This window comes from uncultured Microscilla sp. (assembly GCF_947493425.1).
In the GTDB taxonomy this organism is placed as follows: domain Bacteria; phylum Bacteroidota; class Bacteroidia; order Cytophagales; family Microscillaceae; genus Microscilla.
The window spans coordinates 1-21,603 of the sequence record NZ_CANLRP010000143.1 but is presented as its reverse complement, the minus strand read 5'-3'; the positions used below and the strand labels follow the sequence as shown (position 1 = coordinate 21,603).

Here is a 21,603-nt window from a genome sequence, read left to right as displayed (position 1 = left end):
TGCCGCGTTTTTTGACCTCGCCTGACCAAAAAATATTTCCTTAAACTATAGAACTTTATTTTTGCATCGTTCCTAAGTATTAGTTGGGATTTTTTATAATAGAAATTCCTATGCTACACTGAAGACATTTGCGAGGTGTACAAAAATTATTGTAAAGTTCGATCAAGGCTTGAGAGTCAAAAGCTGTTTTGACTTTTAGCCCTAAATCTTCCCACATTCTCAGTATATGATTGTTTTCGGCTTTGATATACTCTAAAAAGCCTGTAGCACGCTCCATGTACTCATCTTGTTTTTTCTCTTTGGCATACAATACCAGCAGCGGTACTACTGTGTTGATTACGATGTTCTCTATGCTGCCCTTGCCCAATAGTGGTACAGACTTTTTGGCGGCTTTGCCTGGTGTATAGTGCTGTTGCCAGTAAGCCGATTGACTCACTTGTAGTTTTTTGACCAATGTTTTATAGTCATTGTTGAAAAACAGCGAAAATAAGTTTTGTTGTTGGTGAATAAGTGAGGCAAACTGTGCCAACCTTATGGTGGGAAAATTGGTAGGACGCAGCCGCATAAACTTCCAGTGTTCATAAGACATTTGCTCATCTTCTAACCGATGCTTACGCTGCAAAAAATGATGCTCTTTTCTTAAGCGTGCAATGTATTCATCTTCCACTTTTTCAGCATTGGGCTTATCATCAAGCAAGCCTGCCTGCCCCAACAATAATGCTTCTAATTGAAAGATATTATCCTGGCTTTTACGCAGAACCTTAAGAGGCAAACCTTGACTAAGTCTTAAAAAGGGCTCACTATTCACCTTAAATCCAAAATTTTTTGCCAGTACTTGATAAGTGGTTTCGTCCCAATCTTGTTTGTTTTTAACAAGTAATGCCCTCAATAAAAAAGCCTTATCTTCCAGTCGTTTAGCAAGCGCTTTGTCAAGCATTGCCAGCTTTTGAATAGTTTTGACACTGGCAAACTGTCGTGCACAAGGAATAACGTCTTTGTTGTTCAATAATACCTGGTATTGATCCAACCATTTTGGGTCGGTGCGGCCTTTGAGCTCCAGAGTAGGCATAGGCGTGTTATCGGCTCGTAGGGCGGGGGCATCGTCTTGCCACACTACATGCAAAATCACATTGTTATAAGCCGGATTACGTTGGTGTTGATGGGCGTTCCAGTCCGACGATTTGAGGTGTATCTCAATGTCACCTGCCCAGTCTACTCCTCCTATTTTCACTTTACCCAGACTAAAATCTGCTCCAGCGTTTGCGTTATGATTACCCACTTGTAAAACACTGAGCGTCTCGCCTTGAGTCGTACATAAATCTTTTTTGTCAAAGTATTGAAACAACCACAAAAAATGCAGAAAATCTTCTTTCATTACTATCAACTATTGTTTAAGGATAGAATAACTACTCAATAATCTACTATTAAATGTTTGTAATTGAAAGAGGAATGCTTAAATATAAAGTATCGTTACTTATTTAAAAACCAACAAATCTTAAAATATTGAGCAATCATCACCAAGAACAACCCATAGTAGAGTTAGATATTGATGGTAAGATGCATCGGTTGCTGGTAGCCGACCATCCTTATGCCTGGCAACAAGGTTTGATGCATTACCGCGAACTACCTCAGGCTGACGGCATGCTATTTATATTTCCTGTCAAAGACTATCACTCGTTTTGGAACCAAAACACTTTTATGGATTTAGACATTTATTGGGTGGCAGACCACACCATCGTAGGAACCGCTTTTTTACCCTCTATTGAAAAAACAGGTAAAGTAGTAAGTGTGGCTTCACCCGAACCTGTAGAGTGGGTAATTGAGGTGGTGAGAAAATAGTATGCATAAAAAAATCCCGTGATTGATACTTATGATCAAACACGGGATAAATATTTTTAAACACTATATACAGTGTAGTAGTGACTTATTTTTGGCTTTTTCTTTTAGCTGCTTGCTCAGCTCTCATTGCAGTAAAGTGCACTTTTTGGGTAGCGTTTAATGCTTCTTTGATTTTGTCTTCACGGCGCACACGCATTTCTTTAGACTCTTTGTTCATTGCTTTTTTGTCGGCAATCAACTGCTTCTTCATTGCTTTTAGTTTGGCAATGTTTTCTGCACTTTGAGGCTTTTTAGACTCTGCTTTGAACTCTTTTACATCAGCACGAAATTTTTTCTTTTTCTCTCTCAATGCCTTCTTATCATCATAAAACTCAATATAAGCAGTTTTGATGGAAGCCGTTTGGGTGGCTGTTACGTGCTGGGCTTTGTCAGTAATCTTAGAGTTGATGTATTTAGTAATGTTGGTTGCTTTTTTGGCAGCTTTTTGCTCTGGTGTCTTTTTTTGAGCTTGGGCAGCAAAAGTAAAAACTGTAAGTAATAAGAATACTGGTAGTAGTCTACGTATCATAACTTCTAAAAAAATTAAATGTTTAAATGTTAGTTTTCCCTTGTTGTAACGCGAAAAGGTACTCTTTTAATGCAAAACACAATAGCATTTTTTCACATTTGACAAAAGGGGCTTTCAAAACGCTTTACAAATTTACAGAAAATTCGTGGGCTTAACCAAGCATTTGCCTGAATAAACAAACGCTGGCAAAAGCACCATTTCTGGAATATGGTAATAAAATCATCTTTTTTCACCATAGTTTATTTTACAAAACAAAGATTTTGCAATTGTTATGTTTTCACGCTCAAACATATAACTAATTTGATAGTTACATGTTGTAAATCACCCCACTTTATTTGTCATTTCTTTGCTTTTGCAACGTTTTTCTGCTTACACTACGTTAATAGTAGCAGTGTTGACTCAAAACACCCCAAACATAACCTTGAACAAATATGTCGAAAAATTTACTTCCCCTTATATTATTACTGTTCATTACTCAAGTATCCTTTGCCCAAAAAAAATGGCGTAGGTATAAGTCGAAGCCAGGAAACTTTAAAGTAAAACTCCCTGTTAAGCCTACGCTCAAAGAACGCAAAGATCAATACATCGTAGAGGCAGAGTCTGAAGGTGTTTTATACCAAATATTGTTTAACAAAACCCGACAAAACAATGACCTAAAAGTTGCCCAAAAATTAGTATCAAAGGAGTTAGACAAGGTAAGGAGAGATTTGCGTCTTAAGGAAGAGCTCCGAATAGAGAGTAATATGGGCACGCTTATGCTGGGCTTACCCGTACAAGGCATACGTTTTCGAAACCAACGCAATCAATTATACCAATACCGGGTATTGGTAACCAAATACCATACTTACCATTTTATCATTACCAAGTATAACAAAATTCTGGACAAGGCTCGCTCTGCAAAGTTCTTTGGTTCTTTTAAACTCTGGAAAAAAGAGAAGTAAACCAAAGGTAATGGGGTAGTCTCGTTTTTTGGCAAAGGGTAGCTTATTGGTGTCGCATTCGTACCACTACTGGCACTATTACTTTACTGGTTTTAGCTTTAAAATTAATCATAGATTGCTCCATTTTAATTTCTTTTGGCAACGCTGCCTGGTTTCCTAATGCTTTGCTCAGGCGCTGTTCAAATGTACCTGTAGCTTTTTCAATAGCTAGCATAATGCGGTCAATATTGAGCGATTTTCGCGCAAATAACACACAAAAATAGTCCAGCCCTTTGGTATCATCCAGCTCTATTACATTGTCTTCGTGAGGAATAATAGTTTTGGCTCTTTTATGATTTTTGATAGAACTTATTTTAGTGCCCCGTGCTTGTTGGTGGTAGGCTTCCAGCACATCTCCAGCAAACGGAAAAAGCTTAAAGCATTTATTTGTTCCGTCAAAATTGAGTGCATATACATGAATGCGTTGGTTATTGGTAATGACCATTTGAAAACTGTCACCTTCAGTATAAGCATTGAGCATTTGGTAAGAGTTACCCACTTTGGTTGCGCGCATATCTTTGAATACCTCAGCCTCTTTAAGGTATTGTTTAAAAACCACGGTACCCGAAATAGTTGCCTTGGGAATATCTTTGCCCAACATATCGTCAGAGATTAAAACCGGACTGGATGGAATCATCTCATACGCTTGTGCACAATATTTTTGAAACGAGTCGTAATGATAATACACAAAACCTCCATCGCCCCATTTAGTCCCCCAACTATTCATCAATTCAAAAGCTTGTTTTTTGTCGTCATACCCTACTACTACCATCGCATGACCACCTCGGCGGGCGTTGGCTGGTGCCGGGTCGCGGTATACTTTTTTGGCATAAGTAAAAGTAAAACCAATTTTCATAGCTACCACTACGGGGTTACCCTCTGCAATACTTTTTTTTACCATCGCTACCTTGTTTTTGGCACTACTAAAAAACAAGCGTTGATAATCTTTAATGCGGTATTTGCTGGCTTTAGCTTTATCGGCAGGCTGGGGCATACGGTTGCAGTCAAAAGCAAAATCTTTGAGTGGCATGGCTCCTTGTTTTTTAAGCTTATACATCGCATCATACACGTAGGTGCCTGATTTGCATAACTTATCTCCTTTTTCACGGATTTGATTGTAGATAAAAGAAGGGGAAAAAGCGATGTTATTAATCTTCTTTGGGTTGGTTATGCCGTGTTCCATAGCATAAATAATGGTGCGTGCTCCATAAGTAGAAGACCAGGCTACACAAGTACCTGTTTTGCCTTGATTGCCTGGAGTAGGACAATATTTTTTTAATGACACTTTGCCTGGCAATGCCTTAAAGTCTCCCCGTGACACATGGGCAAGCTTTACCTTATTGTACCCTTCCTCGTCTATTTTTACTCCCAAGCCATAATCAAATTGTTGTGCATACGGTGTGTTGGGTGATATAAACCCTATAACCACTAAAAAAAGTGCGTATTTTAATTTCATATATTCAAGAGTTGAGTTAGTAAATGATAGTCTACAGCTATCGCGTGAGCATAAAACACTGATACAATACTGATAAAATTATATATCAATTTATTTTTCATCTCATTTAATGAGGGATAATATAGCAAAAGTTATCTCTATAGAGTCTTTATAAGGAGCGTTTGTAATGAAAAAAGATAAATTTTATTGCCTGATAAAGGAATGGTTTATATTGAATATGTTACCTTCAGAAAAGATAACCTTTAAAATTACTATGATGAACAAATACCCTTGTCTATTTTTACTACTCCTTGCTTTGTGGGCTTGCCAGCCAAACAAAGATGCCCAACATACTGATGAATCGTCAGACACCACTTACAACACCCTCACAGAAGGTGCCCCTACCAACCAAGCAGTAGTTAGCCCAAGTGTTAAGTTGCCTGCTCATCTGGAGCAAGCCAAACAAAAAAGTAAATATAAAGATGTAGAGGTGGTTGATTTGGGCAATATGGTTCCTTGCGCTTTTAAAGGGTTTCAGGCTGTAAACGAGGCAGCGTTCAAAGGTTTGCAATTAGAGCAATACTTGCAAAAAACAATGCCTGATGAAGCTACATTTAAGAAAAATAAGCATTTTTATTATGCCTTTCAGTCAAATGTAAATGGACATGTAGTAGTGATATTGCTCTCTTGTATGGAAGGAATGAGCAATGAGATAACTGGGCTGATGTACAACAAAAAAGGTCAATTGCTGGGCAATGTATCCCTTGCTTATAATGGAGCCGATATGGATATGGTGTGGAGCTTTAAAGGACAGTTTAAAGCGAATGGAGTGTATGCTTATGAGTATAAAAAGTATTTGGGTACCGAAAAACAAATATGCGAATGGTATAACTCCCGGCTTACTTTTACCCCTGAGAGTAGTATCGCTTTTGGAGATACAGTGTTTAAGGCAAAAGCTGATCCGCAAGTACCTTGTTATGAAAAGTTTAGAAAGAAAGATTAGGCATATAATATGAGAAGCAGGCGGATTAAGGGAGCATACAAAAAATAAGCTACCCATTTCTGGCGTTTTTTTTGTCCAAATACTTCGTTGCATTTTTCGGCCGTAGCGCTGCTATGCCCTTAAAATGCGCCTAGTCTTTGAGCAAAACCATTCACCAAAACTTGGGAGACTATTTATTGCAAACTCCCTAATTAAATAAAGTTAATTATTACAAAAAACGGCTGAATATAGAAAATAGAACTTCTATGACTCATAAAAACCGAAATAGCCGTATATTTGCATTTTGATTTTTGAGAGTACGTGACTTATTCACGAAAAAAATTCAGTAATGATTGTAAAAACCAAAAAATTCGAACTTCCTAAAAAAGTCTATTCCCGCATAGGAATGAATAATGTGCTTAAACAACAATGGTGGATTCCTGCCGGGTTGTTTGGTATTTTTATGTTGCTAAACCTGATTACGGTAAGCTTTTGGTTCTTTTTTCTGGCGTTTTTGTCGGTAGGCTTATATCTCTTGTTTTGGTATATCCAATTTGCCGGAGCCAGCCAACTGCCTCAAAACAAGATGATGTTTGAGAAACTTCGCTACGAAATAGACAGCCGTCAGATTATGATTAAGCTCAACCAACGCGAAGGAATGCCGATGAAGTGGGATGTGATAAAAAAAGCTGAGAAGAGAAAAGATTATTTTTTGTTTGTAGTTTCTAAAGGTCAGTTTATATACATTCCGTTTACCGCTTTTAGCAACCCCAAACATGATATTAGAGTAGTAGAAACTATATTGAGACGCAAAGGATATATCAAGGAAGAAAAGAAAGAAGTCGCTTAATTTTTTAGGTGATATTTTGCAATGATGAGTCACAGGTTTTACCCAAAGCTTGTGACTTATTATTTTTAGGGGGGGTACTACCTTGGCTGACTAGGGTAGTCAAAAGGGTCGGTGCAGGGGTCTACAGTATACCCCAGGTATACGCCTAGGCAAGTGGCATCCCATACATATTTATTGCTTTGTTCGTCTTGATAACCACCAGTGCGCACGTGCACATACGCCAAGTCTATATAAAAAGTATCTTTGATGATTGTTTTGGTATAATTGATTACCTTATTGTCTTTGAGTTCGAAGGTAGCAAAAATAAAACCTTCTACTTTTAACTGAAATTTATCTTTGATTTCAGTGGGTGCTATAATTACCTTTTTTACTTCTACCCTGCGGGCAATGTCTTTAAGTTCGCACCCGGCAAATAAAATAATATCATCTTGTGTTCTTAAATAATTGGCTGCTTTTTCTGCCTGTTTCTTGGTCAAATAACACATCCGACACTGAGCATTTACTGTTGTTATATTTGATAGCAATAGTAAAAGTCCCCCAACCCATAGCAGACATAGTTTTTTCATACAATTAATAGGATTTTCTTCGACGGTACAAATCTACGCAAATACCCCTAATAGTGTGCCGAACTCGTATTATGAAAATTATTTATTTTTTTTAACCAAGTATCGGTTGTGGAGAAGTAGCAGAGGCAGGGTGCGTTAGTATTTGGCTTTGGTATTGTACCTCTTTTCGGTCTAGTTTTTTGAACTCAAGCGAAAGCAACACCAACACTAGCGATATTACAACTACATCTACCAAAGGGGCGCTCAAATATACCCCAGAGATACCCACATAAGTAGGTAAAATAAGGACAGTAGGTATAAAAAACACCACTTGACGTGCCACAGTAATGATACCAGATAACAAGCCATTGCCTATTGATTGCAAAAAGTTGCCTACAATAAACACCAATGGAATGGCAGGCATCATAATCATGGCTACTCTGAAGTTATTAATATCTGTGACAGTAAAACGCATATCTGGCAAAAGCCAATGCAAAATGGTCGTAGGGAAAAGCTGCACTGGCAACCATATAGCAGTAAGCAATACCATGCCTCCGGTTATAAACACTTTTACAGTTTGTTTTACCCGTTGAAAATCTTTTGCGCCATAATTGATTCCTACGATAGGTTGCATTGCCTGCACTAAGCCAAAGACTGGCACAATGGCCAACATCAATACCCGATAACAAGCACCCATAAAAGCAATGTCGTTGTCGTTGCCATAATGGGCTATAGATTTAAATACAAAGGTTTGCTGCACCAAAAACATCAGTTGCATCATCATGGCTGCTACCCCCACTCCCAACACTTTAGGCAAAATAGAACGGTCAAGAGTAACTTTTTTCAGATCAACTGGAAAGGAGTTTTTACCTTTTACAAAGTACCAATAATTTAATACTGTATACACTCCCAATGACGACACTGTGGCAAGTGAGGCGCCTTCTATCCCCCAGCCAAACCCTGTAATAAACAAAGGGTCGAGTACCATGTTAATGACCATGCTAATGGCAGCATACTTCATAGCAATGTTTACCTTACCTTCGGCACGAATGAGCATGTTGGTAGCAATAGCAAAAATACGAAAGAAAGACCCTAGCATAAATATTTCGAGGTAGGCAGTACCATACATCAATACTTCGCCTTTGCCACCCATAAAAGCTATGAGGGGACTAGCGTAGATATACCCCAACACAGTGAGTATAGCCGAAAAAAGAAGCGACATACCTAACAAATTGCTGAATACTTTTTGTTGGGTTTCTGTATCCTGTGAGCCAATGGCACGGCTCAATACTGAGGCCGAACCCACGCCAATCATTGCAGATAATGCGGCAGGAATCATAGTAATAGGCAACACCAAAGAAATGGCAGCCAAGGCGTTTTGGCCAATAAGTTGTCCTACAAACAAAGCATCTACAAAGTTGTTAATGCTCACGACAAGCATACCCAATATGCCAGGGGTAGCCATTTTAAACATTAATTTCCAGATGTTTTGATGAAGAATTTGCTCGCGTAAAGACGCTTTCTGATTAGATTTTTGCATAATTTAAATTAGGCCTGCGTTACGATGGTTATTTGGTATATGGTGGTGTTTATGGTATATTTTCAATACTGAATTACGTGTTTTTAGTAATAAATTCTATAATTATATTAAGGTATAACATATCTTTAACAGGGCTTTTAGGGTAAACGAAAGGTAAAAAAAAGAGGCTGTCATAAGTATAGTTTTAGTTGGTATATTTATACCAAGTATTGGTATAAATATAGCTATTAAGGTTGCTTTTCAGCCAATAAGCATGAGGGCAACCTGACCACATATTGCATGGGGCGACCGTTGTATAGACGTAGTTTGAAACGTTCACCACTAAAAAACAAGTGATTTGCCACCATTACAACGCTTATTTGAGAGCGATTAGGCTATGTTTATAAAAAATAATTTAATTTTAGCCAGTCAACCTATTTTTATTGAATTCTATATTGTATACACTGTTTGTCAACAAATGTCCATGAAATACACGCATTTAAGATTTGTTTTATCTATTGCCATTGGTATGTCTTGCTTTATGGCACAGGCACAGCAAGCATCTGCCCTGCTCGCTGGTGCAAAAAAAACCATTCAGGCGCTGGCAGCCCCCGAAATGCACGGCAGGGGTTACATTAAAAACGGGGACAAAATAGCCGCTGAGTTTATTGGTCAAGCGTTTGAAAAAGCAGGACTCAAGGCTTTTAATGACAGTTACTTCCAAAAATTCCCTATCAATATCAATGTGTTTCCTCGCAGAATGCGCCTAAGAATAGGCGGCAAAAAACTAAAACCAGGGATTGACTTTATTATTCATCCGACTTCAAAAAAAGGCAAAGGACGAGGCAAATTGCGCTGGTTAGATACTTTATTGCTTCAAGAGCCTACGCGCTTAAAGTCGTTTTTGACAAGCAATATTTCTAAAAATATATTGGTATACAAGGCTACATATATGCGTAAGTTGCGGCAAAGCAATAAGGTGCCCAAAAAGTTTTTCGACAAGCTGCAAGAATCAAAAGCAGCTATAGAACTACACACTAAACTCACGGCTGGTTTTGCCAGCAAACCCGTCAATCGCCCTATTTTGATGGTACAAACAAGTAGCTTTGATATAACCGCACGGCGCGCCAAGTTTGCTATAGACAACAAACACCTGCAACGTTACACGACCCAAAACGTGATTGGCTATATAGAGGGGCAACACGAGCCTGACTCTTTTATGGTTTTTACGGCACACTACGACCACATGGGACGAATGGGCAAAAGGATTTATTTTCCGGGTGCCAACGACAACGCCAGTGGCATTGCACTTTTGCTGGAGTTAGCCAAATACTATAGCCAAAACAAACCCAAACACTCTATGATGTTTATTGCTTTTGGCGCCGAAGAAGTAGGCTTGATTGGCTCGTATTACTACGTCAAAAACCCTACGATAGACTTAGGCAATATCAAGTTTCTGGTTAATTTTGACATGGTAGGTACTGGTGATGATGGCATAAAGGTAGTTAATGGATCGGTATACCGTAAAGAGTTTGACCGATTGACAGCGATTAATCAAAAGAAAAAATTATTACCTGACGTGAAAATCAGGGGAAGAGCTCCCATTTCTGATCATTATTTTTTTACGCAAAATGGGGTGCCTGGTTTTTATATATACACGTTGGGCGGCATCAAGGCTTACCACGATATTTTTGATCGTTACGAAACCCTGCCCCTGACCAAGTTTGAGCAGTTTTTTAAATTAATTACCACTTTTGCTGACAGTTTTTAATAGTGTACACAGGGTTTAGCCATTCGCTACACCCTGTTTCACAGGTAACTAATAAATTCATCATACATTCATTTTCTATTAGCTACTTGTCGCCTGTATTTAATGGCTTGACACTATTTGTTTTCTTGCTACAAAAAAGTTTTTCTTATATCACAAGTAGATTTTTCGCCTACATGCTCAAGGTTTTGCTCCAGCCATTTGTCGGCATATTTTCTTCCCAGCTCTTTGAGCTTAGTCAAAAAGCCCCAAGTAGCATTCAACTTGCTTGATAAGTTAAGCGCCCACAAATCTTTTTCTGGATTGATATTATGCATTCTTATTTTTTGAAACTCATCTCCTGGGTTGATCCCTTCTTTGAGCAAACGGTCAACAAAAGCTACCCGGCGCATTTCGAGCATCAAGCTAGAGTTAAAGCTGAGTTCGTTGATACGATCGCGGATGCCTTCTGGCGAGGTGGGTGTGTCAGGTATATTGATTGGGTTAATTTGCACCAGCATAATATCGTGGCATTGGTCATTGCTAATTAATGGAAAGATAGGTGGATTACCCATATATCCTCCATCCCAATAGTCTTCCCCATTAATGGTGACCGCTGGAAACAAGGTAGGCAAACAAGCCGACGCAAGTACTGCATCTACCGACATTTCGCTGAGGTCAAACACTTTGGCGCGCCCACGCCTTACATTGGTGGCGCATACGTATAGTTTGGTTACTTTGCATTTTTGCAACTCTTCAAAGTTTACCAAATCGCCCAATATCTTGCGTAAAGGATTATGGTGGGTAGGGTTCAGCTGGTAAGGAGATACAAACAACGACATGACTTCGGTAGCACGGTAAAAGGGTGAGTAGTCCATGTTGCCATCAAGCCCAAAGTATCCATCTAGCCAGGTGGGTTGTAACGGAGTACGCGCAGCATATTCTGAATTGGTTTTCCAGAATTTGTGCAGCAACTCTCTGGCTGTTGAGCGCCCGCCTATATGCAAGCCATACGCTAACACAGAGGCATTCATGGCTCCAGCACTGGTACCTACAAAACCATCCAGGATTAAGTCTTCCTGTTCTAAAAAACGATCTAATACTCCCCAGGTAAAGGCCCCGTGGGCACCTCCACCCTGTAAAGCCAGCGAGAGATGTTTGGTTTGTTTGCTCATAAGTTTTTTTTAGTATTTTCTTCTATGGAATAGTGAAGGTAGTGGTTTTATCAGAAGAAGTAATAAGTAAGTCTACCAAAATAATTACTTTTATTTTTATAGACTTCATAAGTTATTTTGGTAGTTTCTTTAACAACCCACACGCAGTTTCGTTTGTTTAAAAATTCGTTGATTGATTTTTACCTAATTAAGACTGAATTAGTCATAAAAATATCTATTTTTATTTTTTCATAAGCTACTGTTAATCAATGTCTTGATTTAAGAGTATGTTTAAAAATCATAATCTGGGTTAAAAAAGTGATTTTTATGCGCTGACTTTGTTGATTTTAGCCTTTGGCAGAGCTCATATCGGTTTGCGTCAATAGCTTCCGTTGCTAGAGGCTCGCCCAACATCCACTGGATGTTGTCGTACTTAAAAATACGCCGCGCCAGCACAAAAAACTCATCATTTTTAACTCCAAAGACAAAATTCAAACATACTCTAAGGAATGGTACCAAAATAAATTTACATTCTTAATCTCATCTTTTGAGGCTATGCTTTGTTAAAAAATAGCCGAATAGCGCTACTATTAGTCGGCCATCCCTCAAGCTCGCTCAATATCCACTGGATATTGCCGTGCCGCGTATAGCAACAAAATATTTTAGCGTTACTATATAAATTTATTTTTACACCATTCCTAAGGCTATTTTTTATTTCCAAACACTCCAAATAAATTGTTAGTGCTGTAAAAGCAAATGTGATCGTATGAGTCAACAACAAACAGGCATAGGATACTATAAAATAGAAAAAACCCTAGGTACTGGCGGAATGGGCACCGTATACCTGGCTACCCATACTCAAATTGGTCGCCAGGCAGCCATTAAAGGCTTAAAGCCTCATCTTGCCAAAAACCCGGACATTCGTATGCGGTTTAAAAATGAAGCGGCTCTGATGGCAAAGCTCCACCATCCCAATATTGTAGACTTATACGATTATGTAGAACTGGGCGAGAACCTGTTTTTGGTGATGGAATACGTGCAGGGAGTGACGCTGGAACAATATACCAGCGAAATTTCAGGTCCATTGAGCGAAAGCCAGGCCAAGAGGGTGTTTGCCAAAATACTGGATGCATTTGCTTATGCTCATCAACGGGGCATTGTACACCGTGATATTAAACCTGCCAACATTATGATTACCCAAATGGGTGATGTGAAAATAATGGACTTTGGTATTGCCAAAATGGTAGACAACCAAGAGAAAAACCTGACCCAAGCGGGGGTGAGGCTAGGGACTATTTATTATATGAGCCCTGAACAAATAAGGGCTTGGGAGATAGACGCCCGCAGCGATATTTTTAGCTTAGGCATTACCTTATTTGAGATTCTTACTGGTAAGTTACCTTATTCAGAAGAGTTGGGGGAGTACGATCTGAGCCAAAAAATTGTCAACGACCCGTTGCCACGTCTCAAAGAGTTTTTGCCAGCGGCAAGTAGCCATATGCAAAAAATAATAGACAAGGCGACTGCCAAAGACCCTGATCACCGTTTTCAGAATGCCGAACAGTTTAAAAAGGCCTTGTTTGATGCTACTTTGTTAGGCAAACAAGAAACCGAAGAGGAACACCTCCACCAGGTAGTATGGAACATTAACCAAGAGCAGTTGGTGCATCCACCCAATCAACATTTGCAACAAGTAGAAAGTAGCCCGGCAAATGCCTCAATGAGTTCTGACACGGCCGAAATAGAAAATCTACCTACAGCTCAGCCCGAAAAAAACGCCGACCCAATTGACCAGCCCGGCACTGAGTCGCCTCAGTTTAAAGCAGAAAAAGAAGAGTTATTGCTCAAGAATTATTTTGGGATCGTATCTACCCGAAGGGTGCAATATTTCCGCAATCAGGATTTGTTTGAAAAGGGTAAAAAAGAACGCTTGTTTTTATCACAGGTAATAGATGTAGAATATAACTCACGCCGCGAACTATTGGCTGGATCTGTGTTTATGCTCATTGCTGCCGGACTTTTTATATTGGGGCATGTTATTACTTATGTGCTGGCTATTAGTTTTTTATTTTTTAGTATTGTGTGTTTTTCGCACTTTCCAAGCCTTACGGTAGTGCGTAAAGATGGTAAAAAAGTAAAGATGAAGGGTTGGCCCTGGCACCTCAAACAGTCTAAAAAGTTTTTGGTGAGTTTGAGAAGTCAATTGAGCAAGAAAAAAAGGTTCTAAGCACTTCTTTTATTTCCCACTATTTATCCTCAAAAATTTTATATATATAAACCTTAGCCAAAAGCCTACTTTTACCGTAAGTATGTCTTAACTAAAGGTAAAAATATCTATATTGAATTTAACGCAAAATGCTGTAAAGTTAGACTGGGTCTAAGGAATGTGTTAAAAATAAGTGTGCATTTTCAATCCACTATGAGCGCTTTATTTTTCACCATTCCTCATGCAGCTTGCACAAAGACCTTCTTAAAGTTAATTATTTACTCAAAACGAACTCAACCACTCTCTTTACACCTTAGAGGTGGTTTATTGATTAAAACTTATGCACATGAAAAATTTTACTAGAAAAGTACTCCCCTTTACTTGTTTACTTTGTTGGGGGTTGGTACTACTTGCTGGTTGTACCAAAATAGTAGAAACCGATCAAATACCACAAGTTTTTACTGATACCAAGTACTTGGTAAGCGCCACATTGGTAGCTGATATTTCGGCCGAAAACCTCAACAATCGTTATGGGGGGGAGTATTCGCCTTTAGATACTGAGTTGGAGGCCATTCAAGCATTGCCAGGCATCAAGGTATATAAGCTTGTGTACAAAACTAAAGACGCAGCTGGCAATGATATTACTGCGTCGGGTGCTTTTTTATACCCTACCAATAACTCCAGTGCCAAACCTTTGTTGAGTTATCAGCACGGAACCATTACAACCGAAGCAGGTGCACCATCGTCTTATGGTACTTCTGCCGACTCATTTATAGGAGGGTCGTTTCTTGCTTCTTTGGGCTATGTGGTGTCTATGCCCGACTACTTGGGCTATGGCGAAAATGCGGCGACTGACCACCCTTACGAACACCGGGCTACATTGGCGTCAGCATCGCTGGATATGTTGCGCGCTTCTAAAGAGTTCAGCGCCAAGCAAAACATTGAGCTCAATAATCAATTATTTTTGACTGGCTACTCTGAGGGTGGTTCGGCTACTACAGCCTTGCACCAAATGATAGAGAGTTCGGCAAGTAGTGAGTTTACCATAACTGCCAGCACTCCTGCTGCGGGTGCTTACGATAAAATCAATTTTGCCAAAGATATTACAGTACAAGATAAGCCAATGCTTAATATTAAAAACTACGCTTGGGTAATCTTGACTTATAATAAAATATATGGCTTAAATCGCCCTTTGACTGCTTATTTCAACGAACCTTATGCTACCAATATAGCTAACCAGCCTGAAGGCGAAGGTATTACCATTGATATAGAGCAAAATCCTACCAAGTTGTTTACTGCTGAGTTTCGTAATGGGCTGCTCAATGGAACCGATACAGAGTTTTTAAATACCTTAAGCGATAACTCAACCTTTGACTGGAAACCCATTGCACCGCTTCGTTTGATCCATGGTACTGCCGATCAATTTGTGTTGTTTTCGAACTCGCAAAGTGCTTTTGATAAAATGACTGCCAATGGCTCTACCAGTGTTACTCTATTCCCAATCAATGGCACTGGACACTTTGAGTCGGTACCAGCGTATGTGATAGAGGTTTCTAAGTATTTTGATAGTTTTAGATAGTAATCAAGGGTTTAGGTACCAAGTGCTGGATTTTATACCTTGTTCGCTAAGCGTTCAATCTATATTGTTGTAGTAATCTTCATCATTGTTATTGTTGTACCTGATCGCTGTGGTTTTAAATAGTAACAATAGATTATTACTAAAAAAGGCAAGCACGCCCAAGGGTATGCTTGCCTTTTTTAATATTAGTTTAGTATGCCTCTACTTGTAGTCTGTAACTAATTGCTGAGGGCTACTTAATATATTTCTACTTGTACATCACAGCTTTTATCGCGTCTAATGTACGTTTGGTATTGGGCAGTATGGCTTCTATCAAAGTAGGAGCATACGGCAAGGGCACATCCATACTATTGATTCGATGAATAGGTGCGTCTAAATAATCAAAAGCGTGCTTTTGTACATGGTAAGTAATCTCAGACGAGATAGCCGCCAGTGGCCAGGCTTCTTCTACAATTACCAGACGATTGGTTTTTTGTACCGATTTCACCACCGATGCATAATCAATTGGGCGCACTGTACGTAAGTCTATTACTTCTACCGAAATGCCTTCTTTGGCAGCTTCAGCGGCGGCTTCAAGCGCTATTTTAAGCATTTTGCCAAAAGTAACCAAAGTAACCTCGTTTCCTTCTTGTTTTATATCAGCTACTCCCAATGGAATCAGATATTCGCCATCGGGTACCTCACCCTTATCTCCATACATCAATTCCGACTCCATAAATATCACAGGGTCTTCGTCTCTGATAGACGATTTTAACAAACCTTTGGCATCATAAGGGTTAGAAGGTACTACTACCTTGAGCCCGGCACAGTTGGCATACCAGCTCTCAAAGTTTTGTGAGTGTTGAGAGCTCAACATTCCGGCATTACCAGTTGGGCCACGAAACACAATAGGTACTCCATATTGCCCGCCAGACATTGACATCATTTTTGCAGCTGAGTTAATTATCTGGTCAATTGCTACCAGCGAAAAGTTAAAGGTCATAAACTCAATGATAGGGCGGAGACCATTCATTGCCGCTCCTACACCAATCCCTGCAAAACCGAGCTCGGCTATGGGGGTATCTATTATTCTTTCGCTCCCAAACTGATCAAGCATTCCCTGACTCACCTTATACGCTCCATTGTATTCGGCGACTTCTTCACCCATCAAAAATACCCGCTCATCCCGAGTCATTTCCTCGGTCAGGGCTTCGCGTAAAGCTTCTCTGAACTGTATTTGTCTCATTGTTGATTGTGCAATTGTTGTCTATTAGTTTGGGTAAAGCTAGTAATTAGTTTATAATTTGCCAAACATCTGTACCAATCAAAAAACGGGGGGTAAAAAAAGAGGTAATTTTGTATATTGTTTATCTATTGCCCATTAAGTCCACTTATTTAGACTTCACCTATTGTTATTACTGCTCACTCCTAAACTTTTCTAAATACTCAAAAAACAATTCCAAAGCACGGTACTCATCGTGTTGGGCTTCTTCCATGAGTATTGCTTCCCAAAACTCAACCTCAGGGTTGTCTTTGTGATGTACAAGCCACTGAATAAAACCATTGTGCCCAAAAAAATCATCTTTATAAGGGTATTGGCTCACATAACGCCCTATGCTATAGCCCATCAGAAAAGTAGAAAGGGTTGACAAACGAGGTTCTTTAAGGTACATACCAGGGCGCTGCTGGAGGTGTTGCAACAAGAAATCGGTCAAGGTTTCGTAAGTTTTTTTATTCATCTTTGTTGGTGTTGTAAGCAATTGATTACAAGCTAAAAGTAGGGTTAGTCACCTCATAATAAATGAGTTACCCTCATACAGACCACATCATATTCAAAGCTTATTCGAGTACTTTCTTAGCGCTGTTTTGAGCATATATGATCCAGATCATAAACCAGCCATTTTGCCTGCTATACCTTTGGAACATTATCAAAGTAGTTACCCCAAAATTATATAAATAATCTACCGTTATGATAAGTAAAGAAAGCATAGCAATTGTAAAATCGACTGTGCCTGTTTTAGAGACTCAAATACATACTATTACGCAGGCTTTTTATAAACGTTTATTTAAAAATCACCCCCAACTGAAAGAAGTGTTTAACATGACTCACCAAGCTAAAGGCAGCCAACCCAAGGCACTCGCCACGGCTATTTTTCAGTATGCCCGCTACATAGAACAACCTGCAGTACTGAAAACGGCTATAGCCATGATTGCCGAAAAACACGTGAGTTTGAGCGTAACACCTGCCCAATACGAGGTAGTAGGCGAAAACCTATTGGCAGCCATTAAAGAGGTCTTGGGCGATGCTGCCACTCCCGAAGTGTTGGGCGCCTGGGCAGAGGCTTATGGTCAACTTGCCCAACTGCTTATTGGCGAAGAAGAAAGTCGTTATGCCAGCCGCGAAGCACAACCAGGAGGGTTTAGGGGAAATAAGCAGTTTGTGGTAGCCAAAAAAGTAAAGGAGAGTGAGGTAATTACGTCATTTTATCTGCAACCCAAAGATGGTAGCCCTGCCCCTTCCTTTGTACCTGGGCAATACATTGCCCTTCAAGCAAAGATACCCGGCGAAGCTCACCCACACACCCGTAACTACAGCTTGTCGGATGCTTGCCACTCCGATTATTTGCGCATCAGCGTAAAAAAAGAAGGCTTGGTCTCTGGTTACTTACACGATCAGGTGGCTCAAGGCGACGAACTCACTATAGGCGTGCCTGCGGGTGTATTTACGTTGCAACCTTCGCAGCATCCAGTGCTACTCATTGCGGGTGGGGTAGGCATTACCCCCTTGCTGAGCATGTACAAAACATTGGTAAAAGAAGGCAAACGGGAGGTAGTGCTGGTGCAGTGCGCCCAAAATAGTGAGGTACACGCCTTTAGAGATGAGGTAAACATTGGCATCAGTGCCAAAGCCCAGGCAATGACAGTATATGACCAACCTACATTTGATGACCAGCTCAAACAAAATTTTGATTTTGAAGGTTTTTTGTCTGCCGAAATGCTACAACCATTCGTGAAAACCCAAAGTGAGGTATATTTGTGTGGTTCTCCAGTATTTATGAGCCATGTATTGGGCTTATTGGCAGGATTGGAGGTAAGCAAAGATCAAATATTTTATGAGTTTTTTGGTCCTGCCGATGCGCTCACCCCTTCTACGGTTGACTATGTATAGTTGATGCTCAGTAGGTATAGGTTTCTTTTTAAAATTAGCCGTTGGCAAAGCCCCGATTGTAACTTTTAAAACAAACAAAGGAGTAAGAAAAAATCCTTACTCCTTTAGACATTATGAATATAAAATAAAATGAACCTTACAAAAAGTCTTGATTGGGTTTACAAAGTTTAGTGCACTATTTGCCCCCTCCTTTACGCTTGGCTTTTCTTGCATCTTGCAAAGCCTTTAGCTTGGTTTGCTGCTCGCTTGTCAAAATAGTGCTCAATTCGGCACGGTAAGCTTTACGAGCAGTTCTCAATGCTTTACGATCATTTGAAGCTTTGGCCGCATCTCTGGCTTTTTGCCAGGTAAGGTTTGCCGCTTGCACTTTGGCGGTTTGGTCAGCGTTTAACTCCAACTTTTTGGTCAAATTCTTGGCTACTTTTTCAGCACGTTGTTCAGGCGTCCAATCCGCACGTTTGCCATTTTGGGCATACGATGCATTGACCAATAGTACCATCAACAATGATAGTACACTAAAACGGGTGATGTTGGCAAGAGTTGCTCTCATGATTTTGTGATTAATAAGTGATATAATAATAAAAATATTCCCTGAGTTACAGGATTTGCAAGCTTAGATGTATCTTTTACCTAAAGGATTAATCTAAGCTTGCTTTTTTTTCAAAATATTTCTCACACCATACATAAATCATTATATATCAACACCTTACAATGATTTAATTTCTTTGAGTTTGCCTAAACTTTGTATACTGATTGCGGGTTAAAATCGTTTTTAACTCTGCATGGTAAGCTTTTCGGGCTGCCCTTGCCGCAGTTTGGTCTTGGTGGGTTTTAGCCACTTCGCGGGCACGCTGAAAAGTCAGGTTTGCTTCTTCTACTTTGGTGATCTGCGCCACACTTAAACCCAAATTTTTAGTCATACGCTGTACTGCTTTTTTGGTACGCTGCTCGGCAGTTAGTTGCTTGTTACGCTGGGCGTAAGAAACCGTGTTTACCAATAGTACCATCAACAATGATGATACACCTAAGCGAGTAATGTTGGCAATGGTTGCTTTCATAATTGTAAAGCATTAAAAGTGTACGTTGTTTTTAAAAGTATACAAAGTTTTTTTATCCTGATCTACCAGGATTTGAGAGCTTAGACGATACTTTTGTAAAAAGGATTAGTCTAAGCTCATTTATTTTTCACTTTTTTAACTACTATTTTTCAACAATAGCATAACTCATTGCTAATCAATGTTATCCACGTCTACCTTTGCGTTTTTTTCTTTTCTTCATTTGCTCAAACTTCGAGTATTGCTCGCTGGTTAAAATCGTTTTTAATTCTGTCCGATACGCTTCGCTGGCACTTTTCATTGCCGCACGATCACGGGTAGTTCTTGCGGCGTCTTTGGCAGTTTGCATTTTTAGGTTAGCTGCCTGTACCTGAGCAGTTTGGTCAGCATTTAACCCTAGTTTTTTGGTCAAGCGTTTGGCGGCTTTTTCAGCGCGTTGCTCAGCCGTCAGGTTGTTGCCTCGACGTCCACGTTGGGCATAAGAAGTAGCATTTACCAATAATACCATTAACAGTGATAGTACACCTAAGCGAGTGATATTTACAACAGTTGTTTTCATTGTTCTTAAATTTTAAGTTGTTGTTTTGTTCAAATACACCCATTAGACACTGCCATACTTTTTTTATTCCCCAGGTCGTCTATTTTTTTTACTTTTTTGATTTTAACCAACAAAAATGCGCTTTAAACATTGTAAACCCACTTTATAAAGCTTTATTTTTTTCAAAAAAATTATCCCAGGCAATTTGATTTGCCGCTTTACAAGTATACTTTTACACATCATCTTAAGTACTCAAACAACTTGGTCCACTACTAACTTTATGCTATGATCAAAGTCCCTCCAAACCTGAAAGACCACCTAAACGCTGCCGAAATAAGGGAAACCGAAAATTGGTGGAACCAGTTGAGCAATGAAACTCAAAGTGAGCTATATCAATTGTACAAAGTTGAATCGGGAAATGTAACAGAGAAGAAACGAGCGGAAGAATATGGGATTGAACTCATTCCAATTGCCGTATATGGCGAGTTTGTAGAAGAAGAAAACTCTAAACGGCGTGAATGGGTCAATAATGACTATTGGCAACAAGGGTTTGTAGAGTATTTGGTCAACCACGAAACCTACTTTATGGGACACCTGCCTTATAAAGAATATGTCAGATACCAAAAAGATTCTATATTCATCTCTCCTTACAAAGAAACCAAAGCATATATTACAAGGACAGGTAGACCTTATTATTCATATATATACCTTTATATTTCACCTGAGCTCGTTGAGTACTAACCTTAATTACTTCCAAACAACACCGCTTTGTTCTTGTCAATTCACGTATACATTCATGCAATTTTGCCCAATACTAATTTTATTCTATGATCAAAATCCCATCAAACATGAATGCTCAGCTGAACGCTGCCGAAATAAGGGAAACCGAAGATTGGTGGAACCAGTTGAGCGAGGACGCACAAATTGAGTTAAATCAATTGTATAATAATGTTGAATCGGGAAATAAAGAAGCAGAAGAAAATGGGGTTGAACTCATTCCAATTGCCGTGTATGGGGAGTTTGTGGAAGATGAACGCAGAGACCGACGCGAACAGGTACAAAACGATATCTGGCGACAAGGCTTTCTGGAGTATCTCGTCAACCATGAAATTTATATCACTGGCTGGGGCAGGACTTTTCACTTAGGAGGTACGTGTAGGGCTCATCCAAAAGCACGTAAAGCGTTGATGAATGGGTTTGTACCTGCTGATTACACTTGTCCTTACCAAGATAAAGGTTGCCCTATGCGAAAATTGTTGAGTAAGCAACCAGGCAAATCGCTCAGGCTACTGCCTAGATTTAAAAAATAGTAGAGTCTGATTTCAAACACCGGTGCGTAGGCGCTGGTGTTTTTTTGTAATATAATCAATTAAAGCAAAACCTAGTACCTCAACCTCTAAATACCTGATACATTATTTTGGCGATATTCGCACCCTGACTTTACTTAAAAAATATCGC

General features: G+C 39.5%; 21 protein-coding genes. 10 read left to right on the top strand and 11 right to left on the bottom strand.

All coding sequences use genetic code 11. From position 1 onward, the window contains the following. Positions 1-79 precede the first annotated feature (79 nt). Positions 80-1,375 carry a DUF2851 family protein gene (locus tag Q0954_RS25660; RefSeq protein ID WP_299461883.1) on the bottom strand — a complete coding sequence of 432 codons (1,296 nt, stop codon included), beginning with the start codon at positions 1,373-1,375 and terminating at the stop codon, positions 80-82. A 128-nt stretch (positions 1,376-1,503) separates the two neighbouring features. On the opposite strand from Q0954_RS25660, the gene Q0954_RS25655 reads away from it, so the two are divergent. Continuing rightward, positions 1,504-1,839, top strand: coding sequence for a DUF192 domain-containing protein (locus Q0954_RS25655; protein WP_299461881.1), 336 nt, complete (start codon positions 1,504-1,506; stop codon positions 1,837-1,839). Between the two features lie 85 nt (positions 1,840-1,924). On the opposite strand, the gene Q0954_RS25650 is transcribed toward Q0954_RS25655, so the two are convergent. Beyond that, entirely contained in the window at positions 1,925-2,407 is a 483-nt protein-coding gene (locus tag Q0954_RS25650; RefSeq protein WP_299461879.1) for a hypothetical protein, read from the bottom strand. A gap of 431 nt (positions 2,408-2,838) precedes the next feature. Here Q0954_RS25650 and Q0954_RS25645 point away from each other — a divergent pair, with 431 nt between their 5' ends. Then, complete coding sequence (locus Q0954_RS25645) at positions 2,839-3,348, top strand: hypothetical protein (RefSeq protein WP_299461877.1); 510 nt, start codon at positions 2,839-2,841, stop codon at positions 3,346-3,348. A 43-nt stretch (positions 3,349-3,391) separates the two neighbouring features. Here the strand turns inward: Q0954_RS25645 and Q0954_RS25640 are convergent, their stop codons facing one another. After that, the gene (locus Q0954_RS25640; protein WP_299461876.1) at positions 3,392-4,843 is read right to left on the bottom strand and encodes a C1 family peptidase; all 1,452 of its coding nucleotides are present in this window, start codon (positions 4,841-4,843) and stop codon (positions 3,392-3,394) included. Between the two features lie 166 nt (positions 4,844-5,009). Here Q0954_RS25640 and Q0954_RS25635 point away from each other — a divergent pair, with 166 nt between their 5' ends. Together Q0954_RS25635 and Q0954_RS25630 are read left to right on the top strand one after the other, a co-directional pair. Beyond that, positions 5,010-5,825 carry a hypothetical protein gene (locus tag Q0954_RS25635; RefSeq protein WP_299461874.1) on the top strand — a complete coding sequence of 272 codons (816 nt, stop codon included), beginning with the start codon at positions 5,010-5,012 and terminating at the stop codon, positions 5,823-5,825. 328 nt (positions 5,826-6,153) lie between these two features. Further along, entirely contained in the window at positions 6,154-6,654 is a 501-nt protein-coding gene (locus Q0954_RS25630) for a YcxB family protein (RefSeq protein WP_299461872.1), read from the top strand. A 77-nt stretch (positions 6,655-6,731) separates the two neighbouring features. Here the strand turns inward: Q0954_RS25630 and Q0954_RS25625 are convergent, their stop codons facing one another. Both Q0954_RS25625 and Q0954_RS25620 read right to left on the bottom strand, forming a co-directional pair. Continuing rightward, entirely contained in the window at positions 6,732-7,220 is a 489-nt protein-coding gene (locus tag Q0954_RS25625; protein ID WP_299461870.1) for a hypothetical protein, read from the bottom strand. Between the two features lie 91 nt (positions 7,221-7,311). Beyond that, on the bottom strand, positions 7,312-8,739 hold the full coding sequence (locus tag Q0954_RS25620; RefSeq protein ID WP_299461868.1) for an MATE family efflux transporter: 1,428 nt from the start codon (positions 8,737-8,739) through the stop codon (positions 7,312-7,314). Between the two features lie 463 nt (positions 8,740-9,202). Here Q0954_RS25620 and Q0954_RS25615 point away from each other — a divergent pair, with 463 nt between their 5' ends. Further along, the gene (locus Q0954_RS25615) at positions 9,203-10,489 is read left to right on the top strand and encodes a M28 family peptidase (protein WP_299461866.1); all 1,287 of its coding nucleotides are present in this window, start codon (positions 9,203-9,205) and stop codon (positions 10,487-10,489) included. A 128-nt stretch (positions 10,490-10,617) separates the two neighbouring features. On the opposite strand, the gene Q0954_RS25610 is transcribed toward Q0954_RS25615, so the two are convergent. Then, positions 10,618-11,640, bottom strand: coding sequence for a patatin-like phospholipase family protein (locus Q0954_RS25610; RefSeq protein ID WP_299461864.1), 1,023 nt, complete (start codon positions 11,638-11,640; stop codon positions 10,618-10,620). A 745-nt stretch (positions 11,641-12,385) separates the two neighbouring features. Here Q0954_RS25610 and Q0954_RS25605 point away from each other — a divergent pair. Together Q0954_RS25605 and Q0954_RS25600 are read left to right on the top strand one after the other, a co-directional pair. After that, complete coding sequence (locus Q0954_RS25605) at positions 12,386-13,846, top strand: serine/threonine-protein kinase (RefSeq protein ID WP_299461862.1); 1,461 nt, start codon at positions 12,386-12,388, stop codon at positions 13,844-13,846. A gap of 325 nt (positions 13,847-14,171) precedes the next feature. Continuing rightward, positions 14,172-15,404, top strand: a complete 1,233-nt coding sequence (locus Q0954_RS25600) for a lipase family protein (RefSeq protein WP_299461860.1) — start codon at positions 14,172-14,174, stop codon at positions 15,402-15,404. A gap of 247 nt (positions 15,405-15,651) precedes the next feature. On the opposite strand, the gene Q0954_RS25595 is transcribed toward Q0954_RS25600, so the two are convergent. Both Q0954_RS25595 and Q0954_RS25590 read right to left on the bottom strand, forming a co-directional pair. Beyond that, entirely contained in the window at positions 15,652-16,629 is a 978-nt protein-coding gene (locus Q0954_RS25595) for a pyruvate dehydrogenase complex E1 component subunit beta (RefSeq protein WP_299461858.1), read from the bottom strand. Between the two features lie 169 nt (positions 16,630-16,798). Then, positions 16,799-17,122 carry a hypothetical protein gene (locus Q0954_RS25590; protein WP_299461856.1) on the bottom strand — a complete coding sequence of 108 codons (324 nt, stop codon included), beginning with the start codon at positions 17,120-17,122 and terminating at the stop codon, positions 16,799-16,801. Positions 17,123-17,352: 230 nt separating this feature from the next. Here Q0954_RS25590 and hmpA point away from each other — a divergent pair, with 230 nt between their 5' ends. Further along, a complete protein-coding gene (gene hmpA, locus Q0954_RS25585; protein ID WP_299461854.1) occupies positions 17,353-18,552 on the top strand; it encodes an NO-inducible flavohemoprotein in 1,200 nt (399 codons plus the stop codon). Between the two features lie 175 nt (positions 18,553-18,727). On the opposite strand, the gene Q0954_RS25580 is transcribed toward hmpA, so the two are convergent. The 3 genes from Q0954_RS25580 to Q0954_RS25570 form a co-directional block, all read right to left on the bottom strand. Continuing rightward, positions 18,728-19,102: a multiple ligand-binding protein 1 gene (locus Q0954_RS25580; protein WP_299461853.1), complete on the bottom strand. Its 375-nt coding sequence runs from the start codon at positions 19,100-19,102 to the stop codon at positions 18,728-18,730. 166 nt (positions 19,103-19,268) lie between these two features. Next, positions 19,269-19,610: a multiple ligand-binding protein 1 gene (locus Q0954_RS25575; protein WP_299461851.1), complete on the bottom strand. Its 342-nt coding sequence runs from the start codon at positions 19,608-19,610 to the stop codon at positions 19,269-19,271. Positions 19,611-19,791: 181 nt separating this feature from the next. Beyond that, positions 19,792-20,166 (bottom strand): multiple ligand-binding protein 1, encoded by a 375-nt coding sequence (locus tag Q0954_RS25570; RefSeq protein WP_299461849.1) that lies wholly within the window; start codon positions 20,164-20,166, stop codon positions 19,792-19,794. Between the two features lie 264 nt (positions 20,167-20,430). On the opposite strand from Q0954_RS25570, the gene Q0954_RS25565 reads away from it, so the two are divergent. Together Q0954_RS25565 and Q0954_RS25560 are read left to right on the top strand one after the other, a co-directional pair. Continuing rightward, positions 20,431-20,886: a hypothetical protein gene (locus Q0954_RS25565; protein ID WP_299461847.1), complete on the top strand. Its 456-nt coding sequence runs from the start codon at positions 20,431-20,433 to the stop codon at positions 20,884-20,886. A 107-nt stretch (positions 20,887-20,993) separates the two neighbouring features. Then, positions 20,994-21,455 (top strand): hypothetical protein, encoded by a 462-nt coding sequence (locus Q0954_RS25560; RefSeq protein ID WP_299461845.1) that lies wholly within the window; start codon positions 20,994-20,996, stop codon positions 21,453-21,455. Positions 21,456-21,603 lie beyond the last annotated feature (148 nt).